This is a genomic window from Actinoallomurus sp. CA-142502, from assembly GCF_050936355.1.
Taxonomy (GTDB): Bacteria; Actinomycetota; Actinomycetes; order Streptosporangiales; family Streptosporangiaceae; genus Actinoallomurus; species Actinoallomurus iriomotensis.
In genome coordinates this window covers 9,139,213-9,154,908 of record NZ_JBNJMY010000001.1, presented here as the reverse complement: position 1 = coordinate 9,154,908, position 15,696 = coordinate 9,139,213, and the positions used below count along the sequence as shown (strand labels likewise).

Below are 15,696 nucleotides of genomic sequence, written 5' to 3'. Positions count from 1 at the left end.
CGTCAGCGCGGCGCCTCGCCGACGAAGACGGCGAGGCCGTCCAGGAGGCGTTGCAGGCCGAACTCGAAGAGGCCGTCGAGGTCGAAGTCGTACCCCTCCGTGTTGAGCCGTTCGAACAGCGGGAACCGGCCGGTGGCGAAGATCTCCCGCAGCGCCGGTTCCTGGCCGTCCATCCACTCTTCGGCGTCCAGGCCGCTGAGAGCCTCGGCCTCCGCTTCGGCCTCCATGCTGATCGCGGTGGCCCGCACCCAGTTGAACAGGGTGAGGTGGATGGTCAGGATCGTCTGCACGTCGAGCCGGTCCGCCAGGGAGCCCAGCATCCACTCGGTGAACGGGAGGGCGTTGGGCAACGGCTGCGGCCGGGTCACCGAGAGGGCGGGCGCGAGCCAGGGGTGACGGCGGAACATCGCCCACAGCGTCCGGGCGGCGAGCTCCAGCCGGTCGCGCCAGCCCTCCGGCGGTTCGTCGGGAAGGGGCTGCTCGGCGAAGGCCGCGTCCATCATCTGCGCCAGCAGGTCGTCCTTGTCGGTGACGTACCGGTACAGCGACATCGTCGCCATGCCGAGTTCGGCGGCGACGCGGCGCATCGAGACCGAGGCGAGCCCCTCCGCGTCGGCGACGGCGATCGCGGCCGCGACGATCCGCGTGGACGCCGCCTGCTCGTCCCCGCGCCTCTGGCGCGGCCGCGGCCCGCCCGGCCGCGCGGCGGCGGGCCGCGGCGCGGAACCCGTGCCGGTCGCCACGACCGTGCCGACGCCGGGCACCGCGCGGACCAGGCCCTCGTGGCGGAGCTGCGTGAGCGCCTTCGTGGCGGTCGCCATCGCGACGCCCCACCGCCGGGTGATCTCCCGGGTGGAGGGCACGCGATCGCCCGGCGCCAGCTCGCCCGTCACGATCCGGTGCCGCAGCTCGGCCACGATCTGGCCCGAACGCGACGTTCCCCGTTCCACCGGAACCACCTCCGCACTAGTGCACTCACCCTAGCCGCCACGCTGCGCCGACACCCGTGACCGCGTCGCTCCGCGAGCGGCGAGTACTCCTAGAGCACTAGTGCACCACTTGAAAGTTCACTGGTCACAGCCTTGCAAGGCGCGATATGTACACCGTACATTCCAGTCATGCGAAACACCGAGGTACTCGTTTCCGGCGGCGGTATCGCCGGAGCGGCGCTGGCGTACTGGCTACGCGCCGCGGGCTTCACGGTCACGGTCGTGGAGCGCGCCCCGGGCCCGCGCCCGGGAGGGCAGACCGTGGACCTGCGCGGCGCGGGCCGTGAGGTGGTCGCCCGCATGGGACTGATGGACCAGGCGCGCGCGGTGGCCGTCGACCAGGAGGGCATGGCCCTCGTCGACGCGAAGGGCCGGGTCAAGGCGACCATGCCGGTCGACGCCTTCGGCGGTGAGGGGATCATCTCCGAGATCGAGATCCTGCGCGGCGACCTGGCGCGCGTGCTGTACGAGGCGACGCTGCCGGACACCGAGTACGTCTTCGATGACACGATCACCGACCTCGACCAGGACGACGACGGCGTCACCGTGACGTTCGAGAAGGCGCACTCGCGCCGGTTCGGCCTGGTCGTCGGCGCGGACGGTACGCACTCCGTGGTGCGCGCGCTCGCCTTCGCCCCCGAGTCGGACTGCGTCCGCCCGCTGGACGTCTACAACGCCTGGTTCACGACGACCGACGCCATGGAGCTCGGCGGCTGGTACAAGATGTTCAACGCGCCGGGCGGGCTCGTCGCGTCGGCGCGCCCGGGACGGCTCCCCGGCGAGGTCAAGGCCGCCCTCGCCTTCCGGTCCCCGCCGCTCGTGTACGACCGGAGCGACCTCGGCGCCCAGCGGGCCCTGGTGGCGAGCCGCTTCGCCGGCGTCACGGGCTGGGAGGTGCCGCGCCTGCTGCGGGGGATGGAGACCGCGTCCGACTTCTTCTTCGAGTCGATGGGGCAGGTGCACCTGGACGGCTGGTCGCGCGGGCGGGTGGCGCTCATCGGCGACGCCGGCCACTGCCCGACGCCGCTCACCGGGTTGGGCACCAGCCTTGCCCTGGTCGGCGCGTACGTGCTGGCCGGCGAGCTCGCCACGACCGGCGACCACCGTGCCGCGTTCGCGCGCTACGACGAGATCATGCGCCCGTACGTCACCGAGGCGCAGAAGCTGCCCCCGGGCGGCGCCTCGGGGTTCGCGCCGTCCAGCGCTCTGGCCATCCGCATGCGGGCCGCGTCGATGCGCTCGATGACCCGGTGGCCGATGCGCTCGCTGATCGCCGCGCAGTTCGCCAAGGCGGGGAACATCACGCTGCCCGACTACCGCCCGCTCGCCGTGCGGTAGGACGGACCGGACCCTCAGTGGCGCCGCCTCGTCCAGCGAGGTTCGACGGCCGACCACTCCTCCTCCCAGCAGGCCATCCGCCGCCGGTCCAGGACGTGCCGTACCGCCTGCCGGGCGCCGATGAGGGCGAACGACAGCGCGGCGAGCGCGAACCCCGAGACGATGGCCTTCTGCCCGGCGAGCTGCGACCGCCGCAGCGGCGGATCGACGGACCGGCCCTCGCCGTCGATCCAGACGGCGGCGGTGCCACCGGCCTTCTCCCCCGAGGGCACCCGAAGGTCGCCGAACCGCGCCGAACCGTCCGGCGCCGCCCAGCGGGCCGGGACCGGCACCTTCGGAACGGCCGTGCCGAGCCGCCCGACCGGTGGCTCCGCGTCGCGTAGGAGCGTCGCGGTGACGCGATGGCGGGCCGTCTCCGTCCGCTCCGCCCGCCGCCAGGAGGTCTCCAGGTGGTGACCGACTCCCATGACGACCAGCGGGACGAGGAGGAGGAACACCGTCGCCAACCCGACCGCGGCCGCCGTGTCGGCCCGGTCGGCGGGCCGCCGCATCGGGTTGCGGTCCAGCCCGAGCCGCCGCGCCGCCGGGCGCCAGAACGCGCGGGCCCGGGCCGGCCTCGGCGTCCACACCCTCCGAGGGGGACGACGGCCCGGCACGGTCACGACGCGGCGCCCACGCCGACCGGACGGTACTCACGGAGGGCTTCTTCCACCGACGTGTGGAACGTGACGCCAGGGGAGAGGCGGCCGGCCTGGAAGACGTCCCGGATCGCCGCTGGCGCGCCGGCGAGCGACAGCCGGCCGCCACGGGCCCGCACACGCCACCAGAACCCGATGAGGAGGGCCGCGGCCGTGGGGTCGGCGAACACGGCCCTCTCCAGGTCCACCAGGAGATGGACCGCGCCCACGTCGATCCGCGCGAGCACGGACTCGCGCAGCCGCGGCGCGGTGAAGATATCGATCGTCCCGGTCACCGTGACCAGCGTGACCTCGGGGCGGGCCGTACGAGGATCGTCCATGACGGGCGACGCTAGGCGCGTCCGATCCGGAGGGGTACGGGCGCGAACGGATCCTTCACGGCCGTGCCCCGATCCTTAACGAAGTGCGCCCGGTCGTCGTCAGGAGCGCGGAGCCGCGCCGCTCTGCTGCTCGACCACCCACGCCGCGATCTCGGCCCGGCTGGTGAACCCCAGCTTGCGGAGGATGGCGCTCACGTGGGACTGGACGGTACGGGGGCTGAGGAACAGCACCGAGGCGATCTGCTTGTCCGTCTTCCCCTCGGCGATCAGCTCGGCCACGGCACGCTGTTTGTCGCTGAGCAGCCGGTTCACCGACCGCCGCCGGGCCGGAGCGTCGGACCGGGGCGTGGACGGCTGGCCCAGCGCCAGGTCGACCGCGGCGCCGAGCTCCATCTCCGCGCCGTAGCTCTCGGTGACGTCGTACGCCTCGCCGAGCGCCAGCCGGGCCTGTTCGGCGCAGGCGGAGTGCGCCTCGGCCCAGGGCCGCAGCCGGTGGATGGCCACGCCGAGCGTCTCCTGCATGTTCCGCGCGGCGCCCAGGAGCAGGGCCGCCTCCTCGTGGTGGCCGCGGGCCATCGCGCACCACGCGAGCGACTCCATGGACCAGACCGCCCCCCAGCGTTCCCCGATGTCCCACTGGGAGCGCAGCGCGGACCGGAACAGCGCGACGGCGGACCCCGCGTCACCGTGACGGAGCTCGGCCAGGGCACGGGCCCACTCGGCCCAGGCGGTCGCACAGGGCGCGCCGTGGGCGCGCGCGTCGGCGAGGTGCCGCTCGGTGACGGCGAAGGCGTCCGGCGCGGGCGCGGTGAACGCGGCGGCGATGGCGTGGAACATCTCGGCCATGGGCAGCACACGTGTGTCGTTCATCGCGGCCAGCTCGTCGCGTACGCCGGCCCACAGCGGGAGCGCCGTCGAGTCGCCGTGGAGGATCAGGGCCGTCGATGCGATGAAGTAGCGGTGGACGGCGAGCGCGAACGCCGCCTCGTCTGCTCCGGACACCTCCGATGCCAGCGCCCGGCAGCGGCGCAGCAGGGACTCGGTGCTGATTTCGTCGCCCAGGCACAGCGCGATCCAGCCCGCGTGCGAGAGCGCGGTCAGCCGGAGGGGGGCGGCCGCCGCGTTGGCGGCCAGGGCCTCCTCGGCCCGCGTCAGGGCGCGCATCCCCTCGCCGAGCGTTCCGCCGAAGAACCACAGCCGCATCTCGGTCAGCGCGACGGCGAGCCGCGCGCCGACCTCGGCGCCCTCCCGCGTCGTCGCGGCGGCGCACCGGTCGAGAACGGCCCGGTGGTTCGGCAGGTCCTGGCGCGCCTCCGACAGGTACCGGGCCTCGTCCGGTCCGTACCAGTGCCGGCTGCACCATTCGGCGCGATCGAGGAAGTGCGCGCTGAGCCGGCGGTGCGCCTCGATCTCATCGTCGGACGGCGGCGCGGGCCGGCTCTCCGGCTCCGGCAGGTCCCCGGTGCGCGAGCCGAGGCGTGTCAGGCCGTACTCGCGCACGGTCGCGAGCATGGCGTACCGGGTCGGGATGGAGTCGGTGTCGGCGACGATGATGCTCTTGGCGGCCAGTTCGCCGAGGACCATCGGCACCTGCCCCGCCTCCAGCTCGCCGCCGGCGGCGACGGCCATCGCGGCATCCATCGTGAAGCCGCCCGCGAACACCGCCAGCCGGACCCACAGCAGCCGTTCGGCCGGCGAGCACAGCTGGTAGCTCCACTCGAAGCTGTCCCAGAGGGTCCGGTGGCGGGTCGGGGCGTTCACGCCCTCCGACAGCGTGCGCAGCCGGAACACCGACAGCATCGACACGATCTCCGCGACGGACATCACGCGCACCAGCGGCGCCGCGAGCTCGATGGCGAGCGGGATGCCGTCCAGCATCCGCACTAGACGCGCGACGTCGGCCGCGCTCCGCGGCGTGATCGCGAAGTCCGCGCGCGCGGCGGAGGCCCGAGTCTCGAACAGCCGTACGGCCTCGTACTCGGTCACCACCGCGCGGTCGGGGTCGGCCGGAACGCTCAGCGGCGGCACGTCGACCAGATGCTCGCCCTCGCAGCGGAGCGGCACCCTGCTGGTCGCGATGATCCGCAGGTCGGGGCAGCCGCGCAGGAGGCGGACGACGAGGGGCGCAAGGGTCCCGATGAGGTGCTCGCAGTTGTCGAGCACGAGCAGGGCCGCCCGTCTGCTCAGCGCCGCGACCAGGACGTCTCCGGGCTCCCGGGCCGACACGTCGTCGACGGGCAGCGCGTCCAGCATGACCCGTCCGACCGAGGCCGGGTCGGTGTGGGAGGCGAGGTCGACCCACCACACGCCGTCGGGGTGGGCGCGGCGGGCGTCGTTCGCCAGCCGCATCGCGAGCCGGGTCTTGCCCGTACCGCCGGCGCCGGTCAGGGACAGCAGCCGGACGCGCGGGTCGGACAGGCGCGCCTTCGCCGAAGAGAGCAGCTCCCGGCGGCCGACGAAGCCGTTGAGCTCGGCCGGGACGTAGCCGTCGCGCCAGCCGTCCGCCGTGCGTTCCGTCACTCGATCCGCCCGTCTTCGCGCCCCGCCGCGGGTGTGCGTACGTCACATGATCACCTGAATGGTAGTGATTCCGCCGCCGTCCCGTGGCCGAGTCGGCAATCCGTTTCACCGTCGGCGGGAGACCCCGGTATGGGGGATTACGTACCGGACTCCGTACATCGACGGATGCCCCGTGGACCCGTGCGGCGACACCATTCCCGGGTGCATCACGTTCCGGCGGCACCGTCCGCGACCACCTGCCGCCCATGAGCGGTGAGACACCGCTCCGGCGTGCCGACGGGCCGATCCGCGCCCCCCGGCCCGCGGTGACGTGGGCGGCCCCATCGATCGCCCGCGTCGTGGACTGCCTGCTGGGCGGCAAGGACAACTTCCGCGTCGACCGCGAACGAGCGGCGGCGGCGCTCGCCGCCGACCCGCGGATCCGGCAGGTCATCGTCGAGAACCGCCGGTTCGCCCGCCGGGCCGTCCAGTACCTGGTCCGTGAGTGCGGCGTCACCCAGTTCGTCGACATCGGGTTCGGCCTGCCGGCCGCCGAGAACGCCCACCACATCGCCCAGCGCGACGACGCGGGCGCCCGCGTGCTCTATGTGGACAACGATCCGATCGTCGTGGCCCACGGTCAGGCGATGCTCGCCGAGAACGACCGCGTCCGGGTCGTGGGCGCCGATCTGCGCGACCCGGCCGGGATCCTGGGCCACCCGGAGTTCACCCGGCTCATCGATCTGGACGAGCCGGTCGCGGTGCTGCTCACCCCGGTCCTGCAGTTCCTCTCCGACGCCGACCGCCCGGAGGAGATCGTGCGGACGATCCGTGACGCACTGGCCCCCGGCAGCCACCTCGTCATCTCCCACGCGTGCCCGGAGGCGCGCCCGGGGCAGGTCGGACGCGTCATGGACGTCTACCGGTCCATCGTGTCCTCGGCCACGGCGCGCGAGCGCGAGCGCATCACCGGCTTCTTCGGCGACTTCTCCCTCGCCGAACCCGGTCTGACCTGGCTGCCGTCCTGGCGGCCGGACCTCGCCGTGCCGCACCGGGTGGCCGAACGCGTCTGGCAGCTCGGCGGTGTCGCCCGCAAGCCGGACGCCCCCTCAGCCTGACCTCGCACCACGACCAGCCACACATCGGAGAACGAACGCCTATGAGACCGGTCCGCCGTTTCCGCGAACTGGGAGCCGCACGGCCGCCGGCCGACACCAGGGTCCTGCTGCGACGCGCCGTCGTGCTGGGCGGCAGCATCGCCGGGCTGCTCGCGGCACGCGTCCTCAGCGACCACGCCGCCGAAGTGATCATCCTGGAACGCGACGACCAGGACCCGGGCCGGACCAGGCCCGGGGTGCCGCAGAGCACGCAGGTGCACGTCCTGCTGGACGGCGGGCGGGTGCAGCTGGACCGCTGGTTCCCCGGGTTCTCCCACAGCATGCTCGCCGACGGCGCGGTGCTGTCGAAGAGCGACGCCATCCGCATGTACGTCGACGGCAACCTCAAGGTGCCGGCGGACGGCGACATCCTCAGCGCCGGCCGGCCGTTCCTGGAGAGCCGCGTACGCGCCCGTGCCCTCGCCCTCCGCAACGTCCGGCTCGTCGCGGCACGGGCCCGTGGGCTGACATTCAGCGGGGACCGGGTCACCGGCGTGCGGTACACCGCCGACGGCGATCCGGCCGACCGGGTCACGGACCTGCCGGCCGACCTCGTCGTCGACGCGATGGGCCGCTCCAGCCGGCTCGGCGACTGGCTGGAACAGGCCGGCTGGTCCCGGCCGCCGATGCGGCGGGTCGGCATCGACCTCGGCTACGCCACCGCGCAGTTCCGGCGCGACGACTCCCGGCCCGGCGCCTCCACCGTCCAGGCGGTCGTCCTGCCGGGCTCAGGGCAGCGCCCGGGGGTCAGCGTGCTGACCGCGGTGGAGGACGGCCGCTGGTCGATGCTGCTGTCCGGATTCGCCGACGACCACCCGACACGGGACCCGGAGGACTTCCGCGCGCGCTGCCGGCGGCTCCCGGAGATCTTCTCGAGCGTGGCCGAGAGATGCCCGATGATCGGTCCGGTCGCGACCTACCGGCAGGCCGACTCCCGGCGCCGCGACTTCCACGCGTCGCGGCGGCTGCCGGCCGGGCTCGTGGCCGTGGGCGACGCGGTCGCCTCGTTCAACCCCGTGTACGGCCAGGGCATGTCCTCGGCCGCGCTGCACGCCTCCTGCCTGTCGGCCTACCTGCGGTCGGGACCCACGATCTCGGCGCCGGCCCGTGGCTACTTCGACCTGGTGCGGATCGTCGTCGACGCCGCCTGGCAGACCTCGACGACCAACGACCTCGGGCTGCCGCACGTCGACGGCCCGTACCCGCGCGGCTTCCGGGTCGCGCACCGCCTCAGCGACCTGATCCTGAGGGCCTCGGTGACCGACGCGGACATCAACCACCGCTTCCTCCAGGTCACGCACATGCGGGCGCACCCGAACACCCTCATCCGGCCCGGTCTGCTGCTCCGCGCCGTACGCGCCACCCGGGCGCGGACCCCGGCCGCACACTGACCTCGCCGATCAGATCGAAGGAACCACCATGGACACCGCGCCCCGCCGAGCCGGCCATGCTCCGCCGCCCGCGCCCGCCGAGCAGCTCGAGCGGGTACGGCTGTACGACCAGGCCTTCGCCTCGGACCCCGCGTGGGCCTACGCGCGGATGCGGGAGTACGGCGAGGCCGTGCCGGTCGAACTGGCGCCCGGCGTGCCGGCGACCCTCATCATCGGTTACGAGGCCGCGCTCGAGGTGCTGCGCGATCCGGTGACCTTCCCCAAGGACCCGCGCCAGTGGCAGCGGCACATCCCGCCGGACTGCCCGGTGCTGCCGCTGATGATGTACCGGCCGAACTGCATGTACACGGACGACCCGGTGCACACGCGGCTGCGGCAGGCGGTCACCCACGCGCTGGATCTCATCGACCCGTCCTCGCTGCGTGAGCAGGTGGGCGACATCGCCGAGGAGCTCATCGCCGGGTTCGCCGCCGCGGGTGAGGCCGACCTGCTGGCCCAGTTCGCCCGGCCCCTGCCGCTGCTGCTCTTCAACCGGCTCCTCGGCTGCCCGCCCGCCCTCAGCGAGCGGCTGGCCCGCGGGTACAAGGGCATCTTCGACGGCGTCGACGCGGAGAAGGCCAACGCCGAGCTCAGCCGGGGCGTCGCCGAGCTGATCGCGCTGAAACGGCGCCGGCCGGGCCAGGATCTGACCTCCCAGATCCTGGCGGACCCGGCGGGGCTGTCCGACGAGGAGGCGCTGCACCAGGTGCTCCTCCTCATGGGCGCCGGGGCCGAACCGCAGCAGAACCTCATCGCCAACGGCGTCCACCTGCTGCTGGCCAGCGAGGAGGTGGCCGGCGACGTCTGGGGCGGCAACCTGCTCATCGAGGACGCGCTGGACGAACTGCTGTGGACCGACCCGCCGATCGCGAACTTCGGCTTCACCTATCCCCGGCACGACGTGGAGTTCCGCGGGACGATCCTGCCCGCGCACCAGCCGGTGGTGATCGGTTACTCCGCCGCGAACACCGACCCGTACACCACGGCGGGATCACGCGTCGGCAACCGGGCGCACCTCGCCTGGGGTGCGGGCCCGCACGGCTGCCCGGCGAAGCGGCCGGCGCTCCTCATCGCGACGGTCGCCATCGAGAAGCTGCTCGACGGCCTGCCCGGTCTGAGGCTGGCGTTCCCGCGCGGCGAGGCGACCTGGCGGCCCGGCCCGTTCAACCGCGCCCTGACCGCGCTGCCCGTACGTTTCACCCCGGCCGCCGCCGGCCGGCACCGCTACGGCGTACCGCGGAACCTCGGCTGAGCACGAACCTCCTGCCGGACTGCAAGTACTATCGCGGTAGTTGATCGGTTTGAGCGGATTGGGGCTGGTGTGAGGCGACGGTCCCGGCGGTCCGCGGATCCCGATGGCGTGCGGGCCGGGGAGCCTCTCCGGCGGCCCGCCGTGAAAGTGCTGCTGGGCGCCGGCGCCGCACTGGCGGTGGTCGTCCTGGGCGTCGCGCATCGTACGGCCGTCGACGCCGGCGGGGACAGCCTGGCCGGGGCGGACGGGGAGTGGCTCGTACTCGCGGTGCTCGCCACCGTGGCGATGTGGCTCGCCGGCGCGGTGTCGCTGCTCGGCACCATCCCGGTGCGCCCGCCGCTCGGGCGGGTGCTCGCCGTCCAGTTCGCGGCGTCCTTCGCCAACCACCTGCTGCCCGCCGGCTCGGGGGCGATGGCGGTCAACGTGCGTTTCCTGCAGCGACAGGGGATCAGCCGCGGCGCCGCCGTGGGCGCGGTGGGACTGAACTCCCTGGCCACCGGGATCACCCACGTCGTGCTGCTGGCGGCCGCCGTCGCGGTCGCCCCGTCGACGCTGGTCCGCGTGGGCGTCCACCTGCCGCGGCCGGACGTACGGACCATCGTCCCGCCGTCGTCACATGGGCCGGTCGCGTTCGCGGCCGTCGGAGCGGCCGTGCTGTCGGCCGGGGCCCTGGTCGCGCTGCGCGGATCGAGGCGGCGGCTGCGGCGACGCGCTCGACGGGTGGCCTCGGCGGCGCGGCGGCTCGTACGGGAGATGCGCGAGCTGGGCGAGGTCCTGCGCCATCCGGGCCGGGCCGCCGCGCTCTGGCTCGGCTCGCTGACTCTGCCGCTCTTCCACGCGCTCATCCTGTTCTCGCTGCTGCGCGGCCTCCAGGCATCGATCGGCGCCGGGACGGTGCTGGTCGTCTACCTCGGCATGTCCTCGCTGACGGCGGTGGTCCCGTCGCCCGGCGCCATCGGAGGCCTGGACGTGGCCCTGGTCGCGGGACTCGTCGCCGCGGGCGTCTCCTCGACGGCCGCCGTCGCGACCGTCCTCGGCTATCGGATGATCACGGTCTGGCTGCCGCTGCCACCCGCCGCGTGCACCTTCGCCGTGCTGCTGCGCCGCCGCGTCATCTGATGCCGTGATCCGTCCGAGGGCTTCGACCCGGAGCGCGCGGTCGATGTCCTCGTCCTTCAGTCAGATGTATCGGCCCCACCTGTGCGGCGTCGCCTGCGCCGCGTCATCGTGGTGGTCGGCAGGTGCGGCGAATATGGCGAATGCGGCGCTGAGCTGCGGCGAGCGGGTTCACTATCGCGGTAGTACTACCGGAGAGTACGCTCGGCGGAATGAGTGCCGAGTCCCCTGCGCGCGAGCCCTCCGTCGGGCGGTCCTCCGGCGGTGGCGCCAGGCGTCAGCCCGGGATGCTCGAGGACGAGGTGCTGGCCGTGCTCTGGACGGCCGGGCGGGCGATGACGCCCGCCGAGGTGCGGGACCGGCTGGACGACCGGCTCGCCTACACGACGGTGATGTCCACTCTGGCGCGTATGCACCGAAAAGGGCTGGTGTCTCGCCGCCCGGTGAAGAAGGGGTACTCCTACCTCCCCACCGTCGACGAGGCCTCCCACACCGCGCGGGCGATGACCGATCTGCTGAGTCGCCGCCACGACCACGCGGGAGTGCTGGCGAGGTTCGTGTCGTCGCTGAGCCCGGAGGACGAGGCGCTTCTGCAGCGGCTGCTGCGCGGCGGCGAGGACGCCTGAGGGGCGGCCCCTCGGCCTGATCGACGCCCGGTTCGCCGCCGGGCGGGTCCGGTGTGTGCGCGTATCCCTCATCGTCGTCGCGCCGACGCGTGCTCCCGCATAGGTAAGCACACCTTTGCCTTCCGGTAACCCACGCCCTCCTACTGTCGCGGTCGTACTACCGAAATAGTAGATATCTCCTCACGGTCAGGGCGATGAGTGTGAGCCTTCCGGTAAGAGAACCCGACGTCACGGTCATCGTGATCGTCTATAACGACGCGGGGCGCCTGGCCCGCGCGGTCCGCTCGGTGCTGGCGCAGTCTCTGGCGGGCGTGGAGGTCGTCATCGTCGACGACGCCAGCACGGACGCGACCCCACGAGTGGCGGCGCGGCTCGCCGCCGGGCGGCCGGACCGCGTCCGCGTGATCACTCTGCCCGAGAACTCCGGCGGGTGCGGACGCCCCCGCAACGCCGGGATGGAGCAGGCGCGCGGCCGCTACGTGATGTTCCTCGACAGCGACGACACCCTCGATCCGCACGCGTGCCGGAACCTCGTGAGCGCCGCCGAGGAGACCGGGGCCGAACTGGTCTCCGGCCGCTGCGTCCGGGTGCTGCCGGAGCGCGAGCAGAACTGGTACCCGTCGCTCTACCGCGAGTCGCGCGTCGTGACGAACATCCTGGACGAACCCGACCTGCTGTACGACACCCTCTCGACCAACAAGTGCTACCGGCGCGACTTCCTCGAACGCGAGGGGCTGCTGTTCGTCGACCGCCTGCATTACGAGGACCTGCTGTTCAGCGCGCAGGCCTACGTCAGCGCGCGAAAGATCGCGATCATCCCGCACCGGGTCTACAACTGGCTCATCGTCCCGCGCGGAGAGACGCTGTCGATCACGCACCGCCGCGCCGAACTGCGCAACTTCGCCGACCGGCTGGAGATCCACCGGCGGATCGACGCCACCTTCCGGATCCGTGGCGCCGAGGAGCTCGCCAAGCACAAGAACGTCAAGTTCGTCAACCACGACCTGCTGCTCTACCTGCGCGAGCTCCGCAGCCGCGACCCGGATTACCGCGAGGCCTTCCTCGAACTCGCCCAGGGATACCTGGCGACGATGGACACCGCGGTGTTCGAGGAGTGCAACCCGATGGCCGCGATCGCCGGCTTCCTCGTCGGGCAGGGCGACCTGGACGGGGCGATCGCGGCCGCGGACCGCGCGCCGAGGAGGGACGTGCCCCCGACGCTGTCGATCGCGCCGGTCGAACGCGACGGTCTGATCTACTGGTCCGAGGCATTCCTCGACACCGCGCCGGGCCGTCGCATCCTCGACGTCACCGACCTGGGCATCCACTCCGTGCCGCTCGAGCAGCTCCGGCTCGGCGGCCGGCTGACGGCCATGAGGACGAAGGGGCACGAGCTGTCCCTCGCGGGCGACTTCATCAATCCTCTGGGGCGGATCGGCGCCGCCACGGAGCTCACCGGCAGGCTGGAGATCCGGGACCGCCGCAGGAAGGGCCGAGCGTTCCGCGTTCCGGTGACGTTGCGCCACGAGGGCGACCGGATCGGCTGGCAGGCGAGGTTCGCGCCGGTCCGCCGGATCCGGCCGATCGGGCTGGTGGACCAGACCTGGGGGCTCTGGCTGTGCGTCGACGTCGGTGAGGAGACCGTCGTGGTCCGCCTGACCTCGACCGGCACCGCCCACAAGGGCGTCGAGGTGCCGGTACGGCCCCGGCTGACCCGGATCGTCGGTGACCGTCTGGAGGCGTACGTCGCCGACTCCGGAGAACTGGCGTTCCGCATCGTCGGACGCCGCCTTCCCGCCCGCGCCGTCCTGCCGCTGATCCGTGACGTCGCCCGCACCGGACTGGGAGTGCGGTTCTGGCGGAGCCTCATACGCGCCGAGAAGGCGCTGCGCAGGCGGCTCACCGGCCGCGCGACGAAGATCGCCGTGTTCAACCGCGTGCTCGTGCGGCTGCCGGTCAGGAAGGGCACCGTCGTCTTCGAGAGCCACCTCGGAGCCCAGTACTCCGACAACCCGAAGTACGTTCACCTCGAACTGCGCCGGCGCGGTACGTCGTACCGCGCGATCTGGTCCTACGACCAGAGCAGGCGGGGCTTCCCCAAGGACGCCGTCCTGGTCAAGCGCGGGTCGTGGGCGTACTACCGCGCGCTGGCCCGCGCCGAGTTCTGGGTCGACAACCAGGGTTTCCCCGCCGGGCTCACCAAGCGCCGTCAGACCACCTACATCCAGACCTGGCACGGCTCGGCGTACAAACGCATGGGCTTCGACGAGCCGTCCGTCAAGCAGGGCACCAGAGCCGAGCACGTACGGCGGCGCACCATGGCCGGCCGGTTCGACCACTTCGTCGTACGGTCCGAGCACGACGTGCGGACGCTGGCCGGAGGCCTCGGCGTGACCGCACCGCCCCTGCGGGCCGGGTACCCGCGCAACGATCCGCTCGTGAGCGGCGGCGACCCGGAGGAACTTGCCGAGCTGCGCCGCCGCCTGGGGCTCGACGGTGACGCCCGTACGGTCGTGCTGTACGCGCCGACGTTCCGTGCCGACGAGGAGGGGCGGCCGGTCGCACGGTTCGAGCCGCCGTTCGACCTCGAACGCTTCGCGCGCGAACTCGGCGACTCGCACGTGCTCCTCATCCGCGCGCACTACCTGAGCACGGCGGTGGTGCCGCCCGGCCTGCGCGGCACCGTCGTCGACGTCGGCGGAGTCCACGACGTCACGCCGCTGCTGCTGCTCGCCGACGCGCTGGTCACCGACTATTCGTCGGTCATGTTCGACTACGCGCTCCGCGACCGCCCGATGATCTTCTACACGCCCGACGGCGACGACTACGCCCTGCGGCGCGGCGCGTACTTCGACCTGGCCGCTCACGCACCGGGGCCGATCGTCGCCGACGAGGACGGGCTGTTCGCCGCGCTGGCCGACCTCGACCACGTGCACCGGGACCACGCCGACCGGCGCCGGCTGTTCACCGAGCGCTTCGGCGAGTACGACACCGGCACCGCGGCCAAGGCCATCGTCGAGCGTTTCTTCACCGGAGGCGGCCGTGACTGAGTCCCGCGACATCTTCATCGTCTGCAACAACGTCGAGGAGCTCGGCGGCCTCCAGCGGTGGGCGCACCACATCGCCCACCTGTTCGCCGACCGCGGCCACCGCGTCCACCTCGTCGGCGTGACGCACGCGGAGCGGTCCCACGACTACGGCCGGGACCCGCGGTACACCGTCACCGTTCTGCACGAACGCCGGCCGGGGCCGCGCCGCGGGCCGGTGTCCCGGCTCGCCCACCGGGCCACGGTCCGCCAGGGCGCCGCGCGTCTGAGCGCGCTGCTGCGCACCGCCCGGCCAGGCGGCGTCGTCATCGCGGCGCAGGTCTGGGCGATGGAATGGGTCGCGCGTGCCGACACCGCGGGGATGCCGGTCATCGGCATGAGCCATGAGTCGTACGCGGCGACGCGGCGGTCGTCGCGGTACCGGCGGGTGAAACGCCACTTCGCCGGGGCGGACCTGTTCCTCGCGCTCACCCGCGCCGACGCGGACGCCTGGGCGTTCGACGACATGTCGGGGGCCGCCGCCATGCCCAACCCGCTCCACGTCGAACCGGCGTCGCCGTCCCCGCGCACCGAGCCGGTGGTCGTACGGCTCGGGCGGCTGTCCTTCGAGAAGGGGCAGGACATGCTGCTCGAGGCCTGGGCGGAGGTGGCCGCGCGCCACCCGTCCTGGCGGTTGCGCCTGTACGGGACGGGCCCCGAGGAGGACGCGCTGCGGCGCGGCGCGGCCGCGCTCGGCCTGGACGCCAGTGTGGAGTTCCCCGGCTCGACCTCCGACCTGGAGAGCGCGCTGACCGGCGCCTCGATCTTCGCGCTCTCCTCACGGGAGGAGGGCTTCCCCATGTCGATCATCGAGGCGATGGCGTACGGGCTGCCCACGGTCGCCTTCGACTGCGCGCCGGGCGTGCGGGAGCTGCTCACCGACGGGCGGGACGGGCTGGTCGTGACGCCGGGGAACGTGATGGAGTTCGCCGCCGCCCTGGAGCGGTTGATGGACGACCGGCGACTCCGTGACACGCTGGGAGACGCGGCGCGCGTCTCGGTCCGCAGGTATGCCCCCGACACGATCGTCGACCGCTGGGAACGGGCCTTCGCGCTCGTGGACGGCCGGACCGGCTGAATCTCGGCCGCTCCCCCCAGTTTCACTTTATAGCAGATAAGTGCGCCTCATGAGGCGCCAAAAATTGCTTCATACTGCCGCCGTTGCGAACCGAATCGACGCAAGGA

The 15,696-nt window shown here is 72.9% G+C and carries 12 protein-coding genes; 8 read left to right on the top strand and 4 right to left on the bottom strand.

Annotated features, from left to right (window positions below; translation table 11 throughout):
* Positions 1-2: 2 nt before the first annotated feature.
* Complete coding sequence (locus ACQEV1_RS42660) at positions 3-950, bottom strand: TetR/AcrR family transcriptional regulator C-terminal domain-containing protein (RefSeq protein WP_433402412.1); 948 nt, start codon at positions 948-950, stop codon at positions 3-5.
* Positions 951-1,118: 168 nt separating this feature from the next.
* Between ACQEV1_RS42660 and ACQEV1_RS42655 the strand changes: the two genes are divergently transcribed.
* Positions 1,119-2,327 (top strand): FAD-dependent monooxygenase, encoded by a 1,209-nt coding sequence (locus tag ACQEV1_RS42655; RefSeq protein WP_433402409.1) that lies wholly within the window; start codon positions 1,119-1,121, stop codon positions 2,325-2,327.
* A gap of 14 nt (positions 2,328-2,341) precedes the next feature.
* Here the strand turns inward: ACQEV1_RS42655 and ACQEV1_RS42650 are convergent, their stop codons facing one another.
* The 3 genes from ACQEV1_RS42650 to ACQEV1_RS42640 all read right to left on the bottom strand — a co-directional run bounded on the left by ACQEV1_RS42650 (position 2,342) and on the right by ACQEV1_RS42640 (position 5,865).
* On the bottom strand, positions 2,342-2,956 hold the full coding sequence (locus ACQEV1_RS42650; RefSeq protein WP_433402407.1) for an Rv1733c family protein: 615 nt from the start codon (positions 2,954-2,956) through the stop codon (positions 2,342-2,344).
* Positions 2,957-2,985: 29 nt separating this feature from the next.
* Positions 2,986-3,345 (bottom strand): STAS domain-containing protein, encoded by a 360-nt coding sequence (locus tag ACQEV1_RS42645; protein ID WP_433402405.1) that lies wholly within the window; start codon positions 3,343-3,345, stop codon positions 2,986-2,988.
* Positions 3,346-3,444: 99 nt separating this feature from the next.
* Positions 3,445-5,865 (bottom strand): ATP-binding protein, encoded by a 2,421-nt coding sequence (locus ACQEV1_RS42640; protein WP_433402402.1) that lies wholly within the window; start codon positions 5,863-5,865, stop codon positions 3,445-3,447.
* A gap of 245 nt (positions 5,866-6,110) precedes the next feature.
* On the opposite strand from ACQEV1_RS42640, the gene ACQEV1_RS42635 reads away from it, so the two are divergent.
* The 7 genes from ACQEV1_RS42635 (at position 6,111) to ACQEV1_RS42605 (ending at position 15,589) form a co-directional block, all read left to right on the top strand.
* The gene (locus tag ACQEV1_RS42635; RefSeq protein WP_433402399.1) at positions 6,111-6,962 is read left to right on the top strand and encodes an SAM-dependent methyltransferase; all 852 of its coding nucleotides are present in this window, start codon (positions 6,111-6,113) and stop codon (positions 6,960-6,962) included.
* Between the two features lie 41 nt (positions 6,963-7,003).
* The gene (locus tag ACQEV1_RS42630) at positions 7,004-8,392 is read left to right on the top strand and encodes an FAD-dependent oxidoreductase (RefSeq protein ID WP_433402396.1); all 1,389 of its coding nucleotides are present in this window, start codon (positions 7,004-7,006) and stop codon (positions 8,390-8,392) included.
* A 28-nt stretch (positions 8,393-8,420) separates the two neighbouring features.
* The gene (locus ACQEV1_RS42625) at positions 8,421-9,683 is read left to right on the top strand and encodes a cytochrome P450 (protein ID WP_433402393.1); all 1,263 of its coding nucleotides are present in this window, start codon (positions 8,421-8,423) and stop codon (positions 9,681-9,683) included.
* Between the two features lie 141 nt (positions 9,684-9,824).
* Positions 9,825-10,802 carry a lysylphosphatidylglycerol synthase transmembrane domain-containing protein gene (locus ACQEV1_RS42620; protein WP_433402391.1) on the top strand — a complete coding sequence of 326 codons (978 nt, stop codon included), beginning with the start codon at positions 9,825-9,827 and terminating at the stop codon, positions 10,800-10,802.
* A gap of 209 nt (positions 10,803-11,011) precedes the next feature.
* Positions 11,012-11,425: a BlaI/MecI/CopY family transcriptional regulator gene (locus ACQEV1_RS42615; RefSeq protein ID WP_285633852.1), complete on the top strand. Its 414-nt coding sequence runs from the start codon at positions 11,012-11,014 to the stop codon at positions 11,423-11,425.
* 194 nt (positions 11,426-11,619) lie between these two features.
* Positions 11,620-14,475, top strand: a complete 2,856-nt coding sequence (locus tag ACQEV1_RS42610) for a bifunctional glycosyltransferase/CDP-glycerol:glycerophosphate glycerophosphotransferase (protein WP_433402387.1) — start codon at positions 11,620-11,622, stop codon at positions 14,473-14,475.
* Positions 14,468-15,589 (top strand): glycosyltransferase, encoded by a 1,122-nt coding sequence (locus ACQEV1_RS42605; protein WP_433402384.1) that lies wholly within the window; start codon positions 14,468-14,470, stop codon positions 15,587-15,589. Before ACQEV1_RS42610 ends, ACQEV1_RS42605 begins: the two co-directional genes overlap by 8 nt.
* Positions 15,590-15,696 lie beyond the last annotated feature (107 nt).

Coding starts and splice junctions, on each gene's coding strand:
- ACQEV1_RS42625 (WP_433402393.1), top strand. CDS start 8,421: ATGGACACCGCGCCCCGCCGAGCCGGCCATGCTCCGCCGCCCGCGCCC.
- ACQEV1_RS42655 (WP_433402409.1), top strand. CDS start 1,119: ATGCGAAACACCGAGGTACTCGTTTCCGGCGGCGGTATCGCCGGAGCG.
- ACQEV1_RS42630 (WP_433402396.1), top strand. CDS start 7,004: ATGAGACCGGTCCGCCGTTTCCGCGAACTGGGAGCCGCACGGCCGCCG.
- ACQEV1_RS42635 (WP_433402399.1), top strand. CDS start 6,111: ATGAGCGGTGAGACACCGCTCCGGCGTGCCGACGGGCCGATCCGCGCC.
- ACQEV1_RS42645 (WP_433402405.1), bottom strand. CDS start 3,345: ATGGACGATCCTCGTACGGCCCGCCCCGAGGTCACGCTGGTCACGGTG.
- ACQEV1_RS42610 (WP_433402387.1), top strand. CDS start 11,620: ATGAGTGTGAGCCTTCCGGTAAGAGAACCCGACGTCACGGTCATCGTG.
- ACQEV1_RS42615 (WP_285633852.1), top strand. CDS start 11,012: ATGAGTGCCGAGTCCCCTGCGCGCGAGCCCTCCGTCGGGCGGTCCTCC.